The following is a 22,967-nucleotide window of genomic DNA, read 5'->3' on the forward strand; positions in this document are numbered from 1 at the left end:
TTTCGCGCACTAATAAACTAAATAAATAAAATTTTTAAAAAACAATTAAAATGGCAGATTTAAAAGATTTCGCAGAACAATTAGTTAACTTAACAGTAAAAGAAGTTAATGAATTAGCTGATATTTTAAAAGAAGAGTATGGTATTGAGCCAGCAGCAGCAGCAGTAGCAGTAGCAGGACCAGCAGCAGGTGGTGGAGATGCAGCAGAAGAGAAAACTGAGTTTGATGTAATCTTAAAAGCAGCTGGAGGATCTAAATTAGCAGTTGTAAAATTAGTTAAAGAATTAACTGGATTAGGATTAAAAGAAGCTAAAGGTATTGTAGATAGCGCACCAGCACCAATCAAAGAAGGTGTATCTAAAGATGAGGCTGAAGGTCTTAAAAAGTCTTTAGAAGAAGCAGGAGCTGAGGTAGAGCTTAAGTAAGCTATACTCCCGAATTATAGAAAACGGGAAAAAACAATAAAGGTTTAGGTACTAAAGACTCATGTTTTTAGGCCTAAACCATTTTGTGTATATATTCGTTCTTTATTTTTCACAATTTTTGTATTTGTGAATTTACGATTATAAAGTGCTGATTTTTAATCAGTAAGAGCAATTAAAATTGCAGTATTGAAACAATTAAGTTTCAAAAATAATATTTTTAATTAAAAATAGCATCTCTTTTGGCAACGATAAATACTACTGAAAGAATTAACTTCGCGTCATCGCAGTTAGGAGCTGATTATCCAGACTTTTTAGATATTCAGGTGAAGTCTTTTCAAGATTTCTTCCAATTGCAAACTAAAGCTGAAGAGCGAGGAGAAGAAGGTTTGTATAAAACTTTCATGGATAACTTCCCGATTACAGATACACGTAATCAATTTGTATTAGAATTTTTAGACTACTTTGTAGATCCTCCAAGGTATAGCATTCAAGAATGTATCGAGCGTGGATTAACTCACAGTGTACCTCTAAAAGCACGTTTAAAATTATATTGTACTGACCCAGAACACGAAGATTTCGAAACAATCGTTCAAGATGTGTATTTAGGTACAATTCCTTATATGACAAACTCTGGTACCTTTATTATTAATGGTGCAGAAAGAGTTGTAGTGTCACAATTACACCGTTCACCAGGTGTATTCTTTGGGCAATCTTTCCACGCTAATGGAACCAAGTTATACTCTGCAAGAGTAATTCCATTCAAAGGTTCTTGGATTGAATTTGCTACCGATATCAATCAAGTAATGTATGCTTATATTGATAGAAAGAAAAAATTACCAGTAACAACGTTATTCAGAGCCATAGGTTTTGAAAGAGATAAAGATATTTTAGAGATTTTTGATTTAGCTGAAGAAGTAAAAGTTTCTAAAGCTGGATTAAAGAAAGTATTAGGGCGTAAATTAGCAGCAAGAGTATTAAAAACTTGGCATGAAGATTTCGTAGATGAAGATACAGGAGAAGTTGTCTCTATTGAGCGTAACGAAATCATTTTCGACCGTGATACTATTATAGAAAAAGAACATATTGATGAAATAATTGAAGCAGGTGCAAAAACAGTTTTGTTACATAAAGAAGACAATCAGCAAGCAGATTATGCCATCATTCACAATACATTACAAAAAGACCCTACAAACTCTGAAAAGGAAGCTGTAGAGCATGTATATAGACAATTACGTAATGCTGAACCGCCAGATGAGGAAACTGCAAGAGGTATTATTGAAAAATTATTCTTCTCAGAGCAACGTTATAGTTTAGGTGAAGTAGGACGTTTTAGAATGAATACTAAACTTCAGTTAAATGAAGATTTAGATCAAAAAGTATTAACTAAGAATGATATCATTACAATCATTAAGTACTTAATTGAATTAATCAATTCAAAGGCTGAAGTAGATGATATCGATCACTTATCTAATCGTCGTGTTAGAACTGTTGGTGAGCAATTAGCAGGTCAATTTGGTGTAGGTTTAGCTCGTATGGCACGTACTATTCGTGAGAGAATGAATGTTCGTGATAATGAGGTGTTTACTCCAATCGACTTAATTAACGCTAAGACGTTATCTTCAGTAATTAACTCCTTCTTTGGTACCAACCAGTTATCTCAATTTATGGATCAAACAAATCCATTAGCAGAGATTACTCATAAGCGTCGTTTATCAGCTTTAGGACCTGGAGGTTTATCACGTGAAAGAGCAGGTTTCGAGGTTCGTGACGTTCACTATACGCATTATGGTCGTTTATGTCCGATTGAAACACCTGAAGGACCAAACATTGGACTTATTTCTTCTTTAGCGGTTTATGCTAAAGTAAATAATATGGGATTCATTGAAACTCCATACAAAAAGGTAGATAATGGTTCAGTCTCTTCTGAAGAACCAATTTATTTATCAGCAGAAGAAGAAGAAGGAATGAAAATTGCTCAATCTAATTTACCAGTAGCAAATGATGGTAAAATAGAGAGCGAAAGAGTTATTGCACGTGAAGAAGGAGATTTTCCAGTGGAAAACCCTGAAGCAATTAATTATATGGACGTTGCTCCTAATCAAATTGCTTCGATTTCGGCATCATTAATTCCTTTCTTAGAGCATGATGATGCGAACCGTGCACTGATGGGATCGAACATGATGCGTCAAGCAGTTCCATTATTACGTCCAGAGTCTCCAATTGTTGGTACTGGTTTAGAACGTAGAGTAGCAAAAGATTCTCGTATCTTAATCAATGCTGAAGGAGCAGGAGTTGTAGAATATGTAGACGCCAATAAAATAACAATTAAGTACGATAGGACAGAAGAAGAGCGCATGGTTAGCTTTGATTCTGATGAAGTGTCGTACGACTTAATTAAGTTTAGAAAAACAAACCAAGGTACTAATATCAACTTAAAACCGATTGTAAAAGTAGGTGATAGAGTTGAAGAAGGTCAAGTACTTTGTGAAGGATATGCAACACAAAAAGGAGAATTAGCTTTAGGTAGAAACATGAAAGTAGCCTTTATGCCTTGGAAAGGGTATAACTTTGAGGATGCAATTGTGATTTCTGAAAAAGTAGTTCGTGAAGATATCTTTACTTCTATTCATATTGATGAATATTCATTAGATGTTCGTGATACTAAATTAGGAGCTGAAGAATTAACAAACGATATTCCTAATGTTTCTGAAGAGGCTACAAAAGACTTAGATGAAAATGGAATGATTCGTATTGGAGCAGAAGTAAATCCTGGTGATATTTTAATTGGTAAAATTACACCAAAAGGAGAATCTGACCCTACTCCAGAAGAAAAGTTATTACGTGCTATCTTTGGTGATAAAGCAGGAGATGTAAAAGATGCATCATTAAAAGCGTCTCCATCATTAAGAGGAGTTGTAATTAACAAAAAATTATTCAAACGCGCAGTAAAAGATAAGAATAAGCGTGCTCGTGATAAAGAAGCAATAGCAGCTTTAGAAGCATCTTATGTGTCTAAGTTTGAAGAATTAAAAGATGTTTTAGTTGAAAAGTTATTCAACTTAGTATCAGGAAAAACTTCTCAAGGAGTGTATAACGACTTAGGAGAAGAAGTATTGCCAAAAGGTAAAAAGTTTACACAAAAAATGTTAAACTCTGTAGAAGACTTTACACATTTAAGTGGAACTTGGACTACTGATAAAGACTTAAATCAATTAGTTGTAGAATTAGTTCACAATTACAAGATTAAAGTAAACGACCTACAAGGAGTTTTACGTCGTGAGAAATTTACAATCTCTGTAGGAGACGAATTACCAGCAGGTATCTTAAAACTTGCTAAAATTTATGTAGCTAAGAAACGTAAATTAAAAGTAGGAGATAAGATGGCAGGACGTCACGGAAATAAAGGTATTGTTGCACGTATTGTACGTCAAGAAGATATGCCTTTCTTAGAAGACGGAACACCAGTAGATATCGTATTAAACCCATTAGGGGTACCATCTCGTATGAACATTGGTCAGATTTATGAAACTGTTCTTGGATGGGCAGGTCAAAAATTAGGTCAAAAGTATGCAACACCAATTTTTGATGGTGCAAAAATTGATCAAATCAATGCTTTAACTGATGAAGCAGGAATACCACGTTACGGACACACATATTTATATGATGGAGGTACAGGTAAACGTTTCGATCAGCCTGCAACGGTAGGAGTAATTTATATGATTAAGTTAGGTCACATGATTGAAGATAAGATGCACGCGCGTTCTATTGGACCTTACTCATTAATTACTCAGCAACCATTAGGAGGTAAAGCACAGTTTGGAGGTCAGCGTTTTGGTGAGATGGAGGTATGGGCACTTGAAGCATATGGTGCATCAAGTATCTTACGAGAAATCTTAACTGTTAAGTCTGATGATGTATTAGGTAGAGCAAAAACTTACGAGTCTATCGTTAAAGGAGAAGCAATGCCAGAACCAGGTTTACCAGAATCATTTAACGTATTAATGCACGAACTTAAAGGTTTAGGATTAGACGTTAAATTAGAAGAATAATCACAGTGAAATGTCTCAGAGTGTAAGCTCTGAGGCAAATCATTTTTTCAATATCAGTCTTATTATAAGACATTTATTTTTAATTCGAATCCATTATCATGGCAAGAAAAAACGAAAAATACACTGTTAAGAAGTTTAACAAAATTTCAATAGGTTTAGCATCACCTGAGTCTATTTTAGAGGCTTCTAAAGGAGAGGTGTTAAAACCAGAAACTATAAACTACCGTACACACAAACCAGAAAGAGATGGATTGTTTTGTGAGCGTATCTTTGGTCCTGTAAAAGACTATGAGTGTGCGTGTGGTAAATATAAAAGAATTCGATATAAAGGTATCGTTTGTGACCGTTGTGGTGTTGAAGTTACTGAGAAAAAAGTACGTAGAGATAGAGTAGGTCATATTAACTTAGTAGTACCAGTTGCACATATTTGGTACTTTAGATCATTACCTAACAAAATGGGATACCTTTTAGGGTTACCATCTAAGAAGTTAGATATGATTATTTACTACGAACGTTACGTAGTAATTCAACCAGGTATTGCTAAGAATGCCGAAGGAGAACCATTACAAAAAATGGACTTCTTAACTGAGGAAGAATACTTAGATATCATAGATGAGCTTCCACAAGAAAATATGTATTTAGAAGATTCTGACCCTAATAAGTTTATCGCTAAAATGGGTGCAGAGTGTTTAATTGATTTATTAGAAAGAATCGATTTAGACGAGTTATCATATCAATTGCGTCATAAAGCAAACACTGAAACTTCTAAGCAACGTAAAAATGAAGCATTAAAGCGTCTAAATGTTGTAGAAGCATTCAGAGATTCTCAAAAAAATAGAGAAAACAATCCAGAATGGATGATTATGAAGGTAATTCCGGTTATTCCACCAGAATTACGTCCATTAGTACCATTAGATGGAGGTCGTTTTGCTACTTCTGACTTAAATGATTTATATCGTCGTGTAATTATCCGTAACAATCGTTTAAAACGATTAATGGAAATTAAAGCACCAGAAGTAATTTTACGTAATGAAAAACGTATGTTACAAGAATCAGTAGATTCATTATTTGATAACACACGTAAATCATCAGCTGTAAAAACAGAGTCTAACAGACCATTAAAATCATTATCTGATAGTTTAAAAGGTAAGCAAGGACGTTTCCGTCAAAACTTATTAGGTAAACGTGTTGATTACTCTGCACGTTCGGTAATTGTTGTTGGACCAGAATTAAAATTATACGAATGTGGATTGCCAAAAGATATGGCAGCTGAATTATACAAACCTTTCGTTATTCGTAAGTTAATCGAAAGAGGAATTGTTAAGACAGTTAAATCTGCAAAGAAAATAATTGACAGAAAAGAACCAGTTGTTTGGGATATCTTAGAAAATGTAATTAAAGGACACCCTGTTTTATTAAACCGTGCCCCTACCTTACACCGTTTAGGTATTCAAGCTTTCCAACCAAAATTAATTGAAGGAAAGGCAATTCGTTTACACCCATTAGTATGTACGGCATTTAATGCCGATTTTGATGGGGATCAAATGGCGGTTCACTTACCATTAGGACCAGAAGCAATTTTAGAAGCACAGTTATTAATGTTAGCTTCTCATAATGTTTTAAACCCTGCAAATGGAGCACCAATTACGGTACCATCTCAGGATATGGTTTTAGGGTTATATTATATGACAAAAGAAAGAAAGTCAACTCCAGAAGTACCTATTAAAGGTGAAGGGTTAACTTTCTATTCTCCAGAAGAAGTAACTATTGCTTATAATGAGGAGCAAGTAGACTTAAATGCTGGAATAAAAGTAAGAACTAAAGACTTTAACGAGAATGGTGAGTTAGTAACTCAATTAATAGAAACTACTGTTGGTAGAGTATTATTTAACGAAGTGGTACCTGAACAAGCAGGGTATATTAATGAGGTATTAACAAAGAAATCATTACGTGGAATTATTGGTAATATCCTAAAAGTAACAGATATTCCATCAATAGGTAAGTTCTTAGATGATATCAAAGGAATGGGGTATAAATTTGCCTTCCAAGGTGGTTTATCTTTCTCATTAGGAGATATCATTATTCCGGAAGAAAAACATACCATGATTGCTGAAGCGAACGAAGAAGTGGATGGAATTGTTATGAATTATAACATGGGTATGTTAACGCAAAAAGAACGTTATAATCAGGTAATTGATGTTTGGGGATCTACCAACAACCGATTAACTGAATTATCTATGAAGCGTTTACGTGAAGACCAGCAAGGATTTAACTCAGTGTTTATGATGTTAGATTCTGGAGCACGTGGATCGAAAGAGCAGATTCGTCAGTTAACTGGTATGCGTGGATTAATGGCAAAACCTAAAAAATCGACCGCAGGAGGTGGAGAAATTATTGAAAACCCAATTTTATCGAACTTTAAAGAAGGGTTATCAATTTTAGAATACTTTATCTCTACGCACGGTGCACGTAAAGGACTTGCCGATACCGCATTAAAAACAGCCGATGCAGGATATTTAACACGTCGTTTAGTAGACGTATCTCAAGATGTTATCGTAAACGAAGAAGATTGTGGTACATTAAGAGGATTAGAAGTTTCTGCCTTAAAGAAAAACGATGAAATCGTTGAACCTTTAAGTGAAAGAATTTCAGGACGTACAGCATTATATGATGTTTATGCTCCAACTACAGATGAATTATTAGTTGAAGCAGGAGAGTTGATTACTCCAATTTTAGCTGACAAAATTGAAGCATCAGGCGTAGATAAAGTTGAAGTTCGTTCAGCATTAACATGTGAATCTGAAAGAGGAATTTGTGAGAAATGTTACGGGCAAAGTTTATCAACAGGTCAAAAAGTTCAAAGAGGTGAAGCAGTTGGTGTAATTGCTGCACAGTCTATTGGAGAACCAGGTACACAGTTAACATTACGTACATTCCACGTTGGAGGGGTAGCAGGAAACATTTCTGAAGACAATAAGTTAATCGCAAAATTCGACGGTTCTGTAACTATTGATGACTTACGTACTGTAAAAGGTAAAGATTCAGCAGGCGAAGAAGTAGATATCGTAATTTCTCGTACTGCAGAAATTAAAATTACTGATAAGAAAACAGGCATCGTATTAAGTACTAACATAATTCCTTACGGTTCTATTATCTTTGATAAAGAAAGAAAGACGATCAAGAAAGGAGATGCAGTATGTCAATGGGATCCATTTAACGGAGTTATTGTTTCTGAATTTGGAGGTAAAGTTAAGTTCGACAATTTAGAACAAGGAATTAACTATTCTGTAGAAGTCGATGAACAAACAGGATTCCAAGAAAAAGTAATAACAGATTCTAAGAATAAAAAAATCATTCCTTCATTAATTATTGAAGATGCTGATGGTAATGCTTTACGTTCGTATAGTTTACCTGTAGGAGCTCATTTAATGGTAAATGATGGAGATAAAGTAGAAACTGGTAAAACATTAGTTAAGATTCCTCGTAAGTCTGGTAAAGCAGGAGATATTACAGGAGGTTTACCACGTGTAACTGAGTTATTCGAAGCGCGTAACCCTTCTAACCCAGCTGTAGTAGCACAAATTGATGGAGTTGTGTCATTTGGTAAGATTAAGCGTGGTAACCGTGAAATTATTATCGAATCTAAAACAGGAGAGATTAAGAAATACTTAATTAAGTTATCTAATCAAATCTTAGTTCAAGAAAACGACTTTATCAAAGCAGGAATGCCATTATCTGATGGAGCAATTACTCCTATTGATATCTTAAATATCAAAGGACCTTCAGCAGTTCAAGAATACTTAGTAAACGAGATCCAAGAAGTATACCGTTTACAAGGGGTAAAAATTAACGACAAGCACTTTGAAGTAGTAGTACGTCAAATGATGCGTAAAGTTAGGATTATTGATTCAGGAGATACTTTATTCTTAGAAAATCAATTAGTTCATAAAACGGATTTCATCAAAGAAAATGATGCTATTTACGGAATGAAAGTTGTTGAAGACTCAGGAGATTCTGCTAACTTGAAACCAGGACAAATAGTTTCAGCCCGTCAATTAAGAGATGAAAACTCTTTATTACGTAGAGAAGATAAAAACTTAGTAGTAGCACGTGATGCTCAACCAGCAACAGCTGAGCAAGTATTACAAGGTATTACAAGAGCATCGTTACAAACGAAGTCATTTATCTCAGCTGCATCATTCCAGGAAACAACTAAAGTATTAAATGAAGCCGCTGTAAATGGTAAAATTGATACCTTAGAAGGATTAAAAGAAAACGTAATTGTTGGTAAACGTATACCAGCAGGTACAGGAATGAGAGCTTACGAAGATATCGTAGTTGGACCTAAGGATGAGATTGAACAAAGTTTATAAAAACTTAAGTTTATAAATAATATCAAGGGTTTAGAGTTCTTAGAACTCTAAACCCTTATTTTTTTAACTAAAATATATTAAGAGACTTAATTATGGAAGACAATAAGAAAGAGCCGCAATTAAATATAGAGCTAGACCAAGAAATAGCAGAAGGAACGTATAGTAATTTAGCTATTATAAACCATTCAGTTTCTGAGTTTATAGTAGATTTTATTAATATTATGCCAGGAGTTCCTAAGGCAAAAGTAAAATCAAGAATAATCTTAACACCACAGCATGCTAAACGTTTATCGAAAGCATTAGCAGATAATATTCGTAAGTTTGAACAAGCACATGGAGAAATAAAAGATTATGAGCAACCACCAATTCCAATGAACTTTGGTGGAACCACAGGGGAAGCTTAAAAAAAAAATCGTCTATATAGACGATTTTTTTGTTTTAAAAACCTTCTGAAAGCTCTTTTAAAGCTTTTAAATCGGTTATAAAAATTTCTTTACCCTTTAAATCAATTAGTTTTTTCTTTTTAAACTCTGAAAGTAAACGAATAGCACTTTCCGTTGCTGTTCCAATAATATTAGCCATATCTTCTCGAGATAAATTAATATTTATAGAGCCATTTTCGTTCTTGTCAAACTTAGAGTCTAAAAGCAAAAGAGTAGCAGCTAAACGTTGTTTTACGGTTTTTTGAGCCATATCTACTATAATATCATCTGCTTTCTTTAAAGAATTGGCCATTTTTTTCAAAATGTCCATAGAAAAGTTAGAGTTGTTTTCTAAATCTCTAATAATTTCTTCTTTAGGAATAAAACATACTTCCATATCATTAACGGCAATAGCTTTTAAATTGGAAGCTTCATTGTTAATCAAACTTCGCTCTCCTAAAATATCTCCTTTTTTTATTAAATGAATAATTTGGTCTCTACCATTATCACTCATTTTAGACACTTTACAAACACCGTCTTTAACACAAAAAACACCATTTATGTATTCGCCTTCATCAAAGAGAACTTCTCCTTTTTTTATTTTTTTAGACGTTTTACATCCTGTTATTCTTATCAATTCATCTTTTGTTAAAGCCTTTAAAGAATTAAATTCTCTGATGATACATTGCTCACACTTGCTCATAGATATGCCCTTTTTTTTGCTACTCAAATATACGGAAAACCTGACAATTATCATGTTTTAATTTGAGATGTTATCCGACATTTGTACTAGGCAAAAGAGTAAATATGGAAAGCACAACATGTTTTCATTGTGGTAACGAGTGCGACACAAAAACAATTACAAAAGAAGATAAATTTTTCTGTTGTAATGGATGCAAAACGGTTTATGAAATTTTTTCAGAGAACGATTTAACTTGTTATTACGATTTTCAAAACAACCCAGGAGCAATACCTGAAGAGATACAAGGAAAATATGATTTCTTGGATAATGAATCCATTGTAGATAAACTATTAGAGTTTAACGATGGTAATGTACAAGTGGTAAATTTATACATTCCACATATACATTGTAGTTCATGTATTTGGGTATTAGAAAACTTACACAAACTACAAGAGTTTGTATCTTCATCTCAAGTTAATTTCCCAAAGAAAACAGTACGAATTACTTACAATTCCGAAAAAACATCACTTAAAGAAATAGTATTACTATTAAGTTCTATTGGTTATGAACCTTACATAAGCCTTGAAGATTATGAGGTAGGGAAAAAGAAGGTAGACCGTAGTTTAATTTATAAACTAGGAATAGCAGGTTTTGCTTTTGGAAATGTTATGTTTTTATCATTTCCGGAGTATTTTGAAGTATCAGAATATTGGTTAGAGCAATACAAAGGAATCTTCCGTTGGTTAATGTTTATATTTTCGTTACCTGTAGTGTTTTATGCTGGAGTTGATTATTTTATTTCAGCATACAAAGGAATTCGCTCTAAAATTTTAAACATTGATGTTCCTATTGCTCTTGGAATTTTAGTGCTATTTGTACGTAGTACAGCAGAGATTATGTTGGATTTAGGGACAGGCTTTTTTGATAGTTTAACAGGGCTAGTGTTCTTCTTATTACTAGGGAAGTTTTTTCAACAAAAAACTTATAATTTCTTGTCATTCGAACGCGATTACAAATCGTACTTCCCAATTGCAGTAACAAGAATAACTACGGATAAAAAAGAAGAAAACACGCAAATCTATGATGTCAATAAAGGAGACAGACTATTAATTAGAAACCAAGAATTAATTCCTGTTGATGGAATTTTAATTAATGGAGAAGCAAAAATAGATTACAGCTTTGTTACAGGTGAGGCTGTTCCTGTAAATAAAAAGTCAGGAGATAAATTATTTGCAGGAGGAAAGCAACTGTCAGGAAGTATAGAGATGGAGGTACTAGCTTCGGTTTCACAAAGCTATTTAACACAGTTGTGGAGTAATGATGTATTTCAAAAAGATAAAAATTCATCGTTTAAAACGCTAACTGATAAAATCAGTAAGAATTTTACCATCATCGTATTGTCAATAGCGTTTTTGTCTACAGCATTTTGGTTATACTATGATTCAAGTGTAGCATTAAACGTATTTACGTCAGTACTAATTATTGCATGTCCTTGTGCCATAGCCTTAGCAGCACCGTTTACTTTAGGGAATATCCTACGAATCTTTGGGAGAAAGAAATTTTATTTAAAGAATGCTACAGTAGTAGAACAATTAGCAGCTATAAACTCAGTTATTTTTGATAAAACAGGTACGCTTACCACCAATAAAGAAAATACGATAACATATAAAGGTGAAGATCTAAATAAACTCCAAAAAGCGATATTAAAAAGCTCATTAAGAGCTTCAAATCATCCACTAAGTAGAATGTTATATGCTTCTTTAGAAGAAGAAATGTTACCAGTTGATAATTACCAAGAATATGTAGGAAAGGGAATTGAGACAAGTTATCAACAAACAAGATTAAAAATAGGTTCGTCTTCTTTTGTAAAAAATGCAGAAGAACGATTAAATTTTGATACTTCGGTTCATATTAGTGTTAACGATGAGTATAAAGGAAAGTTTGTGTTTAAAAATGCTTATAGAAAAGGAGTTGAAAACCTGTTTTCAAGCTTAAATAAAAAATATGAATTATCTGTAGTTTCTGGAGATAATGAAGGAGAAAAGAAGTTTTTAGAAGAGTTATTACCTAAAGAAACAACATTTTTATTCAATCAAAAACCGCAAGATAAGCTACATTATGTAGAGGAACTACAAGAAAAAAACAAAAGTGTATTGATGATTGGTGACGGATTAAATGATGCAGGAGCGTTAGCTCAAAGCAATGTAGGAATAGCTTTATCGGAAAATATCAATGTGTTTTCACCTGCTTGCGATGCTATTTTAGATGCCACAAAGTTTAGTGAAATAGGAAACTATATAAGAGCATCGCAAAAAGCGATAAAAATTATTAAGTATTGTTTTTTATTATCTTTAATGTATAATGTTGTTGGACTTTATTTTGCGGTAACGGGGGAGTTGATGCCAGTAATAGCAGCTATTTTAATGCCGTTGAGTTCAATTAGTGTAGTAGTATTTACAACAATAGCTACCAATATTTTAGGTAGAAAAATAAAATAAAAAGATGCAGATTAATAAATATATAGATCATACTTTATTAAAAGCTACAGCAACTAAAGCAGATATAGTAAAGCTGTGTAATGAGGCCAAAAAACATAACTTTTATGCAGTTTGTGTAAATGGATGTTATGTAGAATTGGCAGCCAAAGAGTTAAAAGGTTCGGATGTAAAAATAGCAGCTGTAGTAGGTTTTCCTTTAGGAGGAATGACTGCCAAAGCTAAAATTTTTGAAGCCAAAGAATGTATAAAAAATGGAGCTTCTGAAATAGATATGGTTATCAATATAGGTAAGTTGTTAGATGGTGAAGAAAATTATGTAGAAAAAGAAATTCGGTTGATTAAAGAAGAAATAGGAGAAAATATATTAAAAGTAATTTTTGAAAACTGTTATCTATCTAAGGAACAAATAAAAATAGCAAGTCAATTAGCGGTAGAAGCCGGGGCTGATTTTGTAAAAACATCTACAGGTTTTGGTACTGGAGGGGCTACTTTTAAAGATGTAGCGATAATGGATAGTGTTGTAGATGGAAAAGCACAGATAAAAGCAGCTGGTGGTATTAGAGATATTGAAACAGCTAAGAGGTACATAGAAATGGGAGTAACTCGTTTAGGAACCTCGTCAGGTGTTTCATTAGTAACGAGTGGTATTTCAGATAAGAATCAGTATTAAAATAAGTTTTTAATAACTCAAAATCTAAAAGAACAAATAATGAGCGTACATATAGAAGCAAAGAAAGGAGAAATAGCAGAAACTGTTTTATTACCAGGTGATCCTATGCGCGCAAAATGGATAGCAGAAACATTTTTAGAAAATCCAACGTGTTACAATGATGTTCGTGGAATGCTAGGTTTTACAGGGACGTATCAAGGAAAGCGAATATCTGTTCAAGGAACTGGAATGGGAATTCCTTCCACATTAATTTATTGTCATGAATTAATTACAGAGTATGGAGTTAAAAATTTAATAAGAGTAGGTTCAGCTGGTTCTTATCAAGAAGATGTAAAAATTAGAGATATTGTTATAGCCATGGCAGCATCGACAAATTCTGGATTAAATACCATACGTTTCAACGGAGCCGACTATGCGCCGACAGCAAGTTTTGAACTATTCCAAAAAGCAGTTGATGTAGCAAAAAACAAAGGAATTCCGCTAAAATCAGGAAATATTTTAAGTTCAGATGAGTTTTATGCTGATGAATTTGAAAGCTATAAAAAGTGGGCAGATTATGGGGTGCTTTGTGTTGAGATGGAAACAAATGGATTATATACTGTTGCAGCAAAACATAAAGTAAATGCACTGTCAATTTTAACCATTTCAGATAGTTTAGTTACTGGAGAAAGAACAACCGCTGAAGAAAGAGAACAAACCTTTAAAGAAATGATTGAAATCGCTTTAGAATTGGCTTAATCGTCATTTTAAAAGGTTTTGATGAAGAATGAAACAAAACAGTAGCATAGAATATGAATTCACTTATTCAAAAATATAATATTCCAGGACCAAGATATACAAGTTATCCAACCGTTCCGTATTGGGAGAATGATAGCTTCTCAAAAGAAAAATGGATTAAAACTTTTAAACAATCGTTTATCGAAAGCAACTCATCAGAAGGAATTAGCTTATATATTCACTTACCATTTTGCGAGAGTTTATGTACGTTTTGTGCATGCCATAAACATATAACAAAACGTCATGAAATGGAAGATCCGTATATAGAAACTGTTTTAAAAGAATGGCAGTTATATGTTAATTTGGTAGATGAAACACCTATAATAAAAGAAATCCATTTAGGAGGAGGGACTCCAACATTCTTTTCAGAAAAACAATTAAAAAGATTAATTGATGGGATTTTTATGAACGCAGAAAAACATCCCAATCATGAATTTAGTTTTGAAGGGCATCCAAACAACACCACAAAAGAACACCTACAAACTTTGTATGACTTAGGATTTACACGAGTAAGTTTTGGAGTGCAAGATTACAATCCAAAAGTACAAGAAGCAATTCATCGAGTTCAGCCTTTTGAAAATGTTCAAAACGTACATAATTGGGCAAAAGAAATAGGATATACATCTATCAGTCACGATTTGGTATTTGGACTTCCGTTTCAAACCAAGGAAAATGTAATTCATACCATTAATAAAACAAAAGAGCTAGAACCTGATAGAATTTCGTTTTATAGTTATGCGCATGTTCCGTGGGTAAAAGGAGTTGGACAGCGAGGATTTAATGAAAATGACCTACCAAAAAATGAAGAAAAGCGAGAGTTGTATGAAATAGGAAAGAAATTGTTTGCAGAAATGGGTTACATAGAAATAGGAATGGATCATTTTGCATTACCTACTGATAGCTTGTATGAAGCCACAAAAAAGAAAACGTTGCATCGTAATTTTATGGGGTATACCGCCAATAAAACACAATTAATGATTGGTTTAGGAATGTCGTCAATATCTGATTCTTGGTATGGGTTTGCACAAAATGTAAAAACGGTAAAAGAGTATGAAAGCGTTGTAAACGAAGGAGAAATTCCTGTGTTTAGAGGTCATATATTATCTGAAGAAGATTTAAAAATTAGAAAACATATTTTAAATATCATGTGCCACTTTTCCACTTCGTGGGAAGAAGAGCAGTTACAGATTGACAATATAGAAACGCATATAGAAAAATTAGAAGAAATGATAGATGATGGTTTGGTCTCTATAAAAGGGAATAAGTTAACCGTTCCAGAAAAAGCAAGACCCTATGTGCGTAATATTTGTATGGCATTTGATAAAAAGTTACACAAAAAACAACCTGAAACCCAACTGTTTTCAATGACAATTTAAACAATAAATAACTCGAAGATTTTTTCTTCGAGTTTTTTTGTGTAAAAAACTTGAAACATGACAAAAGTCATATTTTAAGAGAATCTTCACAAGTATCTTTGAACTATAATTATCAGGCAAGATATGAGCGTTATTTACTTACTATTATCACTAAGTATTTTAGTGGCTATTATTTTCTTTATAGCATTTATTGTTTCAGTAAAAAAAGGGCAGTACGATGATTCGTACACGCCGTCGGTTCGCATGTTGTTTGATGATGAATTGGTAAAAGAGGAAACAAAGAACTAACAATTAACAATAGATATTAAATTCAAATAGATTATGGAAATGCAACAATTTTATTACGATAATAAGATCGTAAAAAAATTCATCTACGCAACCTTACTATGGGGAATAGTAGGTTTTTCAGTGGGATTGTTATTGGCTTTTATGTTTTTATTCCCAAATTTAACTGACGGTATTTCGTGGTTAAGTTTTGGACGTTTAAGACCATTACATACGAACGCAGTAATTTTTGCATTCGTTGGAAATGCCATTTTTGCAGGAGTTTACTACTCACTACAGCGATTACTGAAAGCCCGTATGGCGAGTGATTTTTTAAGTAACTTTAACTTTTGGGGATGGCAGTTAATAATTGTTGCAGCAGCCATAACACTTCCGCTAGGGTATACCACTTCAAAAGAATACGCTGAATTAGAATGGCCAATCGATATTGCCATAGCCCTAGTTTGGGTGGCTTTTGGTGCTAACATGATTTGGACAATCTTACAAAGAAGACAACGTCATTTATATGTAGCAATTTGGTTTTACCTAGGAACTTTTGTAACCGTAGCAGTATTACATATTTTTAATAGTTTAGAGTTGCCAGTAAGTTTCATGAAAAGTTATTCTGTGTATGCAGGGGTTCAAGATGCACTGGTACAATGGTGGTACGGACACAACGCTGTGGCATTCTTCTTAACGACTCCGTTCTTAGGATTAATGTATTACTTTGTTCCTAAAGCGGCTAATCGTCCAGTATATTCATATAGGTTATCTATTGTGCACTTTTGGTCATTAATTTTTATCTACATCTGGGCAGGGCCTCACCACTTATTATATACATCATTACCAGATTGGGCTCAAAATTTAGGAGTTGCGTTCTCAGTAATGTTAATTGCACCATCTTGGGGAGGTATGATTAACGGATTGTTAACTCTTCGTGGAGCTTGGGATAAAGTAAGAGTAGATCCAGTATTAAAATTCATGGTAGTTGCAATTACAGGTTATGGTATGGCAACTTTTGAGGGACCAATGTTATCATTAAAGAATGTAAATGCAATTGCGCACTTTAGTGATTGGATTATCGCTCACGTACACGTAGGAGCCTTAGCTTGGAACGGATTCTTAACTTTCGGTATGTTATACTGGTTAGTACCAAGAATGTTCAAAACAAAATTATACTCTACAGCATTGGCTAACTTCCATTTCTGGATTGGAACTTTAGGTATTATTATGTATGCATTACCAATGTATGTTGCAGGATTTGTGCAAGCTTCAATGTGGAAACAGTTTAATCCAGATGGAACGTTAACTTATGGTAACTTCTTAGAAACAGTAAACGAAATTATTCCAATGTATTGGATGCGTGCTATTGGAGGAAGCTTATTTATCCTTGGAGCATTTGTAATGTTATATAACATTGTTAAAACGGTAAGATCAGGAAGTGGAGTAACAGATGAACTAGCAGAAGCAGCGGCATTAACAAAAGTATCTAAATACAGAACTTCTAAAGAAGGTTGGCATACTTGGTTAGAAAGAAGGCCTGTAAAATTAACTATATATGCTACAGTGGCGATTTTAATAGGAGGAGTTGTTCAAATTATTCCAACATTATTAGTAAAATCTAATATTCCAACAATAACAAGCGTACAACCTTATACTCCTCTAGAATTAGAAGGTAGAGATATTTATATCCGTGAAGGATGTGTGGGATGTCACTCACAAATGGTACGTCCATTTAGATCGGAAGTAGAACGTTATGGAGAATTTGCAAAAGCAGGAGAATTTGTATACGATCATCCGTTTTTATGGGGTTCTAAACGTACAGGTCCAGATTTATTAAGAGTTGGAGGAAAGTATAACGATAGTTGGCATTTAAATCATATGTATGATCCACAAAGTACATCTCCGGGATCTATTATGCCAGCATACCAATGGTTAGTAAGAAATAAGTTAGATAAGAGTGATACCGAAAGCAAAATGAAAGCAATGGTTAGCTTAGGAGTTCCTTATACGGAAGAAGATATTGCAAATGCACAAACAAGCATGGAAGAGCAAGGAGCTAAAATTCAAGAGAACTTATATGCTGATCCAGACTTTGCAACAAACTATGAAGCAGATAAAAAGTATGCTCAAGAAAATGGACAAACTTTCATAGAAATGAAAGATAGGGAAATCGTAGCCTTAATCGCTTATTTACAACGATTAGGTACCGATATTAAGATTAAAGATGTTCAAGACCAATTAAGCGCTAAAAACTAGAAATTATGTTAAAGTTTGTAAAAAATCATATGGAAACTATTGCAGGTATTGAAATATACCCAATTATTTCACTAACCATATTCTTTACATTTTTTGTAGTGTTGTTTTGGTGGGTATTTACAGCCAAGAAAGAATATATAAGTAGGGTAAGTGAATTGCCTTTAGATAATTAGTAAAATTTAAAAAGATGAAAAAATATTTTCAGTCTATAGTATATATCATTTTTGTTGCAGTAACCTTTTTTGCTATTGCTACTGCAATTAAATCATATCAAAATCCATTTAGTCTATATGAACACCCATTAGTTTGGATAGCGATTGTAGGGCTTATAACTGTTGTAGTTTTAAAAGAAGTTTTAAATATTGTGGCTCAGCAAAGAGCAGAGCAACTTCAAATGGAAAAAGATGGAATTAAACCAGAAGAAGTTGATAAATGGGCTTGGGCTAAAAAACTTATTAGTAAATGGACAGAGGCTAAAGCAATTGAGCAAGAAGATGAAATTATTCTTGATCATAATTATGATGGAATTAAAGAGTTAGACAATAACTTACCACCATGGTGGCTATATATGTTCTATGCAACAATCATTTTTGCAGCAGTATATTTAGTAAGATATCATGTATTAGGAGCAGATAACCAAGAAATGGAGTATGCTCAAGCAGTAGCAGAAGCTAAAAGAGAATTAGCAGCATTTAAATCAAACTCAAAGGAAGCTATTATTGATGCTGAAACTGCTACAGTATTAACTTCTGATGCCGATTTAAGTAGAGGTAAAGCTGTATTTAATTTAAACTGTGCAGCATGTCATATGGCTGATGGAGGAGGAGGTATAGGACCTAATCTGACAGATGAATATTGGATTTTAGGAGGAGGAATGAAGAATATTTTTAATACAGTTGCTAATGGAGGTAGAGACGGTAAAGGTATGGTTGCTTGGAACAAAACATTAAAACCTAAAGACATTCAAAAGGTTGCGAGTTATATAATTTCTTTACAAGGAACTACTCCAGCAAAACCAAAAGAACCTCAAGGAGAGTTATATAAAGAAGAAGGTCAAGCATCAACTGTTGCAGAACCAGTAGAAGAGCAAGTAAAAGATAGTATTCAATAAAAATAGAAGTTACAAATTAGTTTTTAATAGTTGATTATGGAAACACCCAAAAATGAACAATTCAGAGATAGTATTGGTACTATAAATGATGAAGGAAAAAGGGCTTGGGTGTTTCCAAAAAAACCAAGTGGAAAGTTTTATAAGTATCGAAGTTATATAAGCTATTTTTTATTAGCGTTTTTATTACTAGCACCGTTTATTAAAATTAACGGAAATCAGTTTTTACTATTTAATGTTTTAGAACGTAAATTTAACATTTTCGGATTTCCTTTTTGGCCACAAGACTTTCATTTAATGGTGATTTCAATGATAATAGGAGTGGTGTTTATCATTCTATTTACTGTTGTTTTTGGTCGAATTTTTTGCGGTTGGATTTGTCCGCAAACTATTTTCTTAGAAATGGTTTTTAGGAAAATTGAATATTTAATAGAGGGAGATAGAGGAAAACAAATTCGTTTAGCAAAACAAGCTTGGAATGCAGAAAAAATAAGAAAAAGAGTCTTAAAATGGATAGTCTTTTTTATCATCTCTTTTATTATAGCAAACGTTTTCTTAGCATATTTAATAGGAAGTGATAAATTAATAAGTTACATAACAGGTAACCCATTAGACCATATTAGTACTTTAATATCATTGCTAATTTTTACAGGAGTTTTCTATTTTATTTTTGCATGGTTTAGAGAGCAAGTTTGCATTATAGCTTGCCCTTATGGTAGACTGCAAGGAGTGCTGTTAGATAATAAAACTATTAATGTGGCTTACGATCATGTAAGAGGAGAAGGAAAAGCAGGGAGAGGAAAGTTTAATAAAAAAGAAGATAGAGCAGCGTCTGGAAAAGGAGATTGTATAGATTGTTTTCAATGTGTGCATGTATGTCCTACAGGAATAGATATTCGAAACGGTACGCAATTAGAATGTGTAAACTGTACAGCTTGTATTGATGAATGTGACCATATGATGGAAAAGGTAGGATTGCCAAAAGGACTTATTCGTTATGCAAGTGAAGAAAATATTGTAAAGAAAGCACCTTTTAAATTCACTGCAAGAATGAAAGGGTACTCAGCAGTTTTGTTTATTTTAATAGGAATTTTAATAGGGATGCTGTTTTTGAGGAACGATGTAGAAGCAACAATTTTACGATTGCCAGGTCAGTTGTATCAACACAAAGAAAACGGAGTTATTAGTAATATTTACACTTTTAAAGTAGTAAATAAAACAACAAAACAAATAGATAATGTGAGTTATAAATTGTTATCTCATAAAGGAAAAATAGAAACAGTAACACATCAAGATTTTGAAGTACCTAAACAAGGATTAGCAGAAGGAACCTTATTTATAGAGTTACATCAGTCTGAAATGAAAAATGAAAAAGAAAAACTAAAAATAGGAGTGTATAGTGGAGATAAACTTATTGAAACTACTACAACCAACTTTTTAGGACCAAGAAGTTATAGATAAATCAGTCTAAAGTTCATTAGCTTTTAGGAGTAAGTATGAATAAAGATTAAGAACCAAAGACTAAAAACAAATTAAAATGAAACTAAACTGGGGCACGGGTATAGTAATAGCAATAATAGGATTTATAGGCTTTATTATGTATTTCGTAATTACGATGAGTACAGGTAAAAACTTTAATCACGATTTAGTAACTGAAAAATACTACCAACAAGAATTAGAATTTCAGAACAAATTAGATGCTACTAAAAATGCGAAAGCATTAAAAAAGAATATTAAAATAGAAAAAGTAACTGAAGGAATTAAAGTCCATTTTCCAACGGACTTTAACCCTAAAGATATAAAAGGAAAAGTGTTCCTATACAGACCATCTGATAAACAATTGGATTTCGAAATACCTATTTCGATCTCCGAAACATATTTGCTCGTGCCTGAGAAACGTTTGTTGGGTGGTCGTTGGAACATAACAGTTTCCTGGAACTACAAAAATAAAGATTATTTATTTCAGAAAGAGTTAGTGTTTTAATGTTTCTTTCAGCAATCATATTTGGTTTATTAGGTAGTTTTCACTGTATAGGCATGTGTGGTCCTATAGCCTTTATGTTACCTGTAGACAGAACGAATAAAGTAAAACAGTTTTTTCAAATAACTAGTTATCATTTAGGACGCTTATTTACTTATAGTTTAATAGGCTTTTTATTTGGTTTACTAGGTAAAGGGTTTTATTTTTTTGGGTTTCAGCAACAACTATCAATTATTGTTGGTGTATTAATGATTTTTGCAGTTTTAATACCTAAAACTTTTCAGAAATATAACTTTTCAAATCCAATAAATAAATTGGTAATGAAAGTAAAGTCTTCTTTAGGGAAAGAATTAAAGAAAAAAGGAAATGATACTTTTTTTACCATCGGTTTTCTAAATGGATTTTTGCCTTGTGGATTAGTTTATATGGCAGTTTTTGGAGCGTTGAGTACAACTAATATGTTATCAGGAAGTATATATATGTTTCTCTTCGGATTAGGAACAATACCATTAATGACAGCAGTGGTTTATGTAGGGAATTTTGCAAATGGTTTGGTGCGAAAAAGAATTCAACAAGCAATACCTTATGTTGTAATTATTATTGGAGTATTGTTTATTCTTAGAGGACTAGGGTTAGGAATACCTTATGTTTCTCCACTTCCTGTATCTGATCTTCATAATTCAGTTGAAGGTTGCCATTAATCATAATTTTGAAAAGTGTAAAAAACTTGTTTAATAGTTGGTTATGTTAATTTCCTGTTTTATATAGTTTCCTTGATTGTCTATTATTACATTTCCTTTTAATGTAAAAACATCATAAAAACTAAGAATTGTTTTGTTTGGTAAAAAAGTTGCATTCACAGTAACTTTACCATAAGCATTATTTAAAAAAGGATTGTTTTCTTCATTAAAATCCCATAGTTTATTTCCTGTTATAGTATCATATGCTGAAATGATATAAGGAGTTTCTTTTTTTATGTTGACTTTGTGTCTAATAACAACAACATTATTTCTATAAGAAATAATTTCAGCATTTAAAAAGATAGTTTCTTGTAAGGTAGTAGCTAGCTGTTTCTTTTTTGCATATAATTTATATCTATGTTCGTTTATGCGTCTTAGATAGTATGTGCTGTTAGTGTATTTGTATCTATCAGTAATTAAATTATCATCTGTATGCAAGTATAACACCTCACCGTAATTAGTTTTTACATAGACACTATTTTTTTGAGCAGGAGAATAACTTAATTCGGCAATACCACTTTTTTGATGTTTTTTGGGCATCATACGGTTTAAGTCTTCTTTGTTTTTTATAACCATGTTGCTGTTAACCATGTTAAAAGCTTTTATATAATTATTAGAAGTTTCAAATAACCATAAGGTATCTTTTGCACTAAAAACGTAAACATTATTGCCTGGAATAACTAATTTTTCAAATAAAACTGTATCTATTTTTTTAGTGTTAAATTTTCTTACAACTAAAAATGAAGAGTCATTGCTTACGGTTTTATGTTCTTTAATATAGTTACCTCTTATTTTTTGAACACCTATTTCCCAAATTTCATTATTAGGATTATATATGCGCTCTTTAAGTACATAATCACCTCTTTCATTGATGTTTAAAAAAGAATCAATATTTATGTATTTGGGCATAAAGTAGAAGCTAACAACAAGTAGTGTTAAAATAAAATCTCTTTTGGCTAATTGCGTGTTTTGTGCTTTAAAATTTAAAAATGTTGCAATAGCAGAAAATACTCCAAAGTAAAAAACTAAAGCAATAAAAATCACTAGAAGTAAGGGTAAGGCTACATATAAACCATCATTGTTTAATACAAAAAAATCAAAAGTCCATCCATTTTGTCCTGGTTTATATGAATAATGTGTACTAGTATATGCTATAGATCTATTAAAAAAAATACGATTGGGTATGGTAATAAAAAACTTTAATAAAATACCTAAAATAGAAACGACCATTAAAGAAATAAAGGCACGTACAACAACGCCTACAAATTTAGAAGAGTTTTTATCCATAACAAATGTAAAATTTAAGAAAGCAAATGTATAGAATATATAGTGGTTTATAAAGT

17 protein-coding genes are annotated in these 22,967 nt (G+C 32.6%); 15 read left to right on the forward strand and 2 right to left on the reverse strand.

Annotated elements, in window-relative coordinates; genetic code table 11:
* Nucleotides 1–50 precede the first annotated feature (50 nt).
* From rplL to ACXIHB_RS14265, 4 genes are all read left to right on the forward strand, one after another.
* Nucleotides 51–425 (forward strand): 50S ribosomal protein L7/L12, encoded by a 375-nt coding sequence (gene rplL / locus ACXIHB_RS14250; protein ID WP_047790108.1) that lies wholly within the window; start codon nucleotides 51–53, stop codon nucleotides 423–425.
* A gap of 239 nt (nucleotides 426–664) precedes the next feature.
* On the forward strand, nucleotides 665–4,474 hold the full coding sequence (gene rpoB, locus ACXIHB_RS14255; RefSeq protein WP_047790109.1) for a DNA-directed RNA polymerase subunit beta: 3,810 nt from the start codon (nucleotides 665–667) through the stop codon (nucleotides 4,472–4,474).
* A gap of 98 nt (nucleotides 4,475–4,572) precedes the next feature.
* On the forward strand, nucleotides 4,573–8,847 hold the full coding sequence (gene rpoC / locus ACXIHB_RS14260; protein ID WP_462098500.1) for a DNA-directed RNA polymerase subunit beta': 4,275 nt from the start codon (nucleotides 4,573–4,575) through the stop codon (nucleotides 8,845–8,847).
* 92 nt (nucleotides 8,848–8,939) lie between these two features.
* Nucleotides 8,940–9,251 (forward strand): DUF3467 domain-containing protein, encoded by a 312-nt coding sequence (locus ACXIHB_RS14265; protein ID WP_047790111.1) that lies wholly within the window; start codon nucleotides 8,940–8,942, stop codon nucleotides 9,249–9,251.
* A gap of 34 nt (nucleotides 9,252–9,285) precedes the next feature.
* On the opposite strand, the gene ACXIHB_RS14270 is transcribed toward ACXIHB_RS14265, so the two are convergent.
* Complete coding sequence (locus tag ACXIHB_RS14270) at nucleotides 9,286–9,972, reverse strand: Crp/Fnr family transcriptional regulator (RefSeq protein ID WP_159493735.1); 687 nt, start codon at nucleotides 9,970–9,972, stop codon at nucleotides 9,286–9,288.
* Nucleotides 9,973–10,076: 104 nt separating this feature from the next.
* On the opposite strand from ACXIHB_RS14270, the gene ACXIHB_RS14275 reads away from it, so the two are divergent.
* The 11 genes from ACXIHB_RS14275 to ACXIHB_RS14325 all read left to right on the forward strand — a co-directional run bounded on the left by ACXIHB_RS14275 (nucleotide 10,077) and on the right by ACXIHB_RS14325 (nucleotide 21,585).
* Entirely contained in the window at nucleotides 10,077–12,449 is a 2,373-nt protein-coding gene (locus tag ACXIHB_RS14275; protein ID WP_462098501.1) for a heavy metal translocating P-type ATPase, read from the forward strand.
* A 4-nt stretch (nucleotides 12,450–12,453) separates the two neighbouring features.
* Nucleotides 12,454–13,119 (forward strand): deoxyribose-phosphate aldolase, encoded by a 666-nt coding sequence (gene deoC / locus ACXIHB_RS14280; RefSeq protein ID WP_349265119.1) that lies wholly within the window; start codon nucleotides 12,454–12,456, stop codon nucleotides 13,117–13,119.
* 39 nt (nucleotides 13,120–13,158) lie between these two features.
* Nucleotides 13,159–13,857: a purine-nucleoside phosphorylase gene (gene deoD, locus ACXIHB_RS14285; RefSeq protein WP_159613869.1), complete on the forward strand. Its 699-nt coding sequence runs from the start codon at nucleotides 13,159–13,161 to the stop codon at nucleotides 13,855–13,857.
* 53 nt (nucleotides 13,858–13,910) lie between these two features.
* Nucleotides 13,911–15,272, forward strand: a complete 1,362-nt coding sequence (gene hemN / locus ACXIHB_RS14290) for an oxygen-independent coproporphyrinogen III oxidase (protein ID WP_462098502.1) — start codon at nucleotides 13,911–13,913, stop codon at nucleotides 15,270–15,272.
* 123 nt (nucleotides 15,273–15,395) lie between these two features.
* Complete coding sequence (gene ccoS / locus ACXIHB_RS14295) at nucleotides 15,396–15,560, forward strand: cbb3-type cytochrome oxidase assembly protein CcoS (RefSeq protein WP_073184498.1); 165 nt, start codon at nucleotides 15,396–15,398, stop codon at nucleotides 15,558–15,560.
* A gap of 33 nt (nucleotides 15,561–15,593) precedes the next feature.
* The gene (ccoN, locus tag ACXIHB_RS14300) at nucleotides 15,594–17,795 is read left to right on the forward strand and encodes a cytochrome-c oxidase, cbb3-type subunit I (RefSeq protein ID WP_073184496.1); all 2,202 of its coding nucleotides are present in this window, start codon (nucleotides 15,594–15,596) and stop codon (nucleotides 17,793–17,795) included.
* Between the two features lie 5 nt (nucleotides 17,796–17,800).
* Entirely contained in the window at nucleotides 17,801–17,968 is a 168-nt protein-coding gene (locus ACXIHB_RS14305) for a cytochrome c oxidase subunit IV (protein WP_047790117.1), read from the forward strand.
* Nucleotides 17,969–17,982: 14 nt separating this feature from the next.
* Complete coding sequence (locus ACXIHB_RS14310; protein ID WP_047790118.1) at nucleotides 17,983–18,906, forward strand: cbb3-type cytochrome c oxidase N-terminal domain-containing protein; 924 nt, start codon at nucleotides 17,983–17,985, stop codon at nucleotides 18,904–18,906.
* A 36-nt stretch (nucleotides 18,907–18,942) separates the two neighbouring features.
* Nucleotides 18,943–20,364, forward strand: coding sequence for a cytochrome c oxidase accessory protein CcoG (gene ccoG / locus ACXIHB_RS14315; RefSeq protein ID WP_159613875.1), 1,422 nt, complete (start codon nucleotides 18,943–18,945; stop codon nucleotides 20,362–20,364).
* A gap of 76 nt (nucleotides 20,365–20,440) precedes the next feature.
* Nucleotides 20,441–20,887 (forward strand): FixH family protein, encoded by a 447-nt coding sequence (locus tag ACXIHB_RS14320; protein WP_047790120.1) that lies wholly within the window; start codon nucleotides 20,441–20,443, stop codon nucleotides 20,885–20,887.
* Nucleotides 20,887–21,585: a sulfite exporter TauE/SafE family protein gene (locus ACXIHB_RS14325; RefSeq protein WP_159613877.1), complete on the forward strand. Its 699-nt coding sequence runs from the start codon at nucleotides 20,887–20,889 to the stop codon at nucleotides 21,583–21,585. The genes ACXIHB_RS14320 and ACXIHB_RS14325 overlap by 1 nt, the downstream gene beginning before the upstream one ends.
* 30 nt (nucleotides 21,586–21,615) lie before the next feature.
* On the opposite strand, the gene ACXIHB_RS14330 is transcribed toward ACXIHB_RS14325, so the two are convergent.
* On the reverse strand, nucleotides 21,616–22,911 hold the full coding sequence (locus ACXIHB_RS14330; protein WP_239180096.1) for a hypothetical protein: 1,296 nt from the start codon (nucleotides 22,909–22,911) through the stop codon (nucleotides 21,616–21,618).
* Nucleotides 22,912–22,967: the final 56 nt, after the last annotated feature.

The organism is Tenacibaculum sp. IMCC1 (assembly GCF_054906355.1).

Bases quoted from the DNA above. Each gene is read 5' to 3' on its own strand.
- rplL (WP_047790108.1), top strand. From the start codon at position 51: ATGGCAGATTTAAAAGATTTCGCAGAACAATTAGTTAACTTAACAGTA.
- rpoC (WP_462098500.1), top strand. From the start codon at position 4,573: ATGGCAAGAAAAAACGAAAAATACACTGTTAAGAAGTTTAACAAAATT.
- ACXIHB_RS14265 (WP_047790111.1), top strand. From the start codon at position 8,940: ATGGAAGACAATAAGAAAGAGCCGCAATTAAATATAGAGCTAGACCAA.
- ACXIHB_RS14270 (WP_159493735.1), bottom strand. From the start codon at position 9,972: ATGAGCAAGTGTGAGCAATGTATCATCAGAGAATTTAATTCTTTAAAG.
- ACXIHB_RS14275 (WP_462098501.1), top strand. From the start codon at position 10,077: ATGGAAAGCACAACATGTTTTCATTGTGGTAACGAGTGCGACACAAAA.
- deoC (WP_349265119.1), top strand. From the start codon at position 12,454: ATGCAGATTAATAAATATATAGATCATACTTTATTAAAAGCTACAGCA.
- deoD (WP_159613869.1), top strand. From the start codon at position 13,159: ATGAGCGTACATATAGAAGCAAAGAAAGGAGAAATAGCAGAAACTGTT.
- hemN (WP_462098502.1), top strand. From the start codon at position 13,911: ATGAATTCACTTATTCAAAAATATAATATTCCAGGACCAAGATATACA.
- ccoS (WP_073184498.1), top strand. From the start codon at position 15,396: ATGAGCGTTATTTACTTACTATTATCACTAAGTATTTTAGTGGCTATT.
- ccoN (WP_073184496.1), top strand. From the start codon at position 15,594: ATGGAAATGCAACAATTTTATTACGATAATAAGATCGTAAAAAAATTC.
- ACXIHB_RS14305 (WP_047790117.1), top strand. From the start codon at position 17,801: ATGTTAAAGTTTGTAAAAAATCATATGGAAACTATTGCAGGTATTGAA.
- ACXIHB_RS14310 (WP_047790118.1), top strand. From the start codon at position 17,983: ATGAAAAAATATTTTCAGTCTATAGTATATATCATTTTTGTTGCAGTA.
- ccoG (WP_159613875.1), top strand. From the start codon at position 18,943: ATGGAAACACCCAAAAATGAACAATTCAGAGATAGTATTGGTACTATA.
- ACXIHB_RS14320 (WP_047790120.1), top strand. From the start codon at position 20,441: ATGAAACTAAACTGGGGCACGGGTATAGTAATAGCAATAATAGGATTT.
- ACXIHB_RS14325 (WP_159613877.1), top strand. From the start codon at position 20,887: ATGTTTCTTTCAGCAATCATATTTGGTTTATTAGGTAGTTTTCACTGT.
- ACXIHB_RS14330 (WP_239180096.1), bottom strand. From the start codon at position 22,911: ATGGATAAAAACTCTTCTAAATTTGTAGGCGTTGTTGTACGTGCCTTT.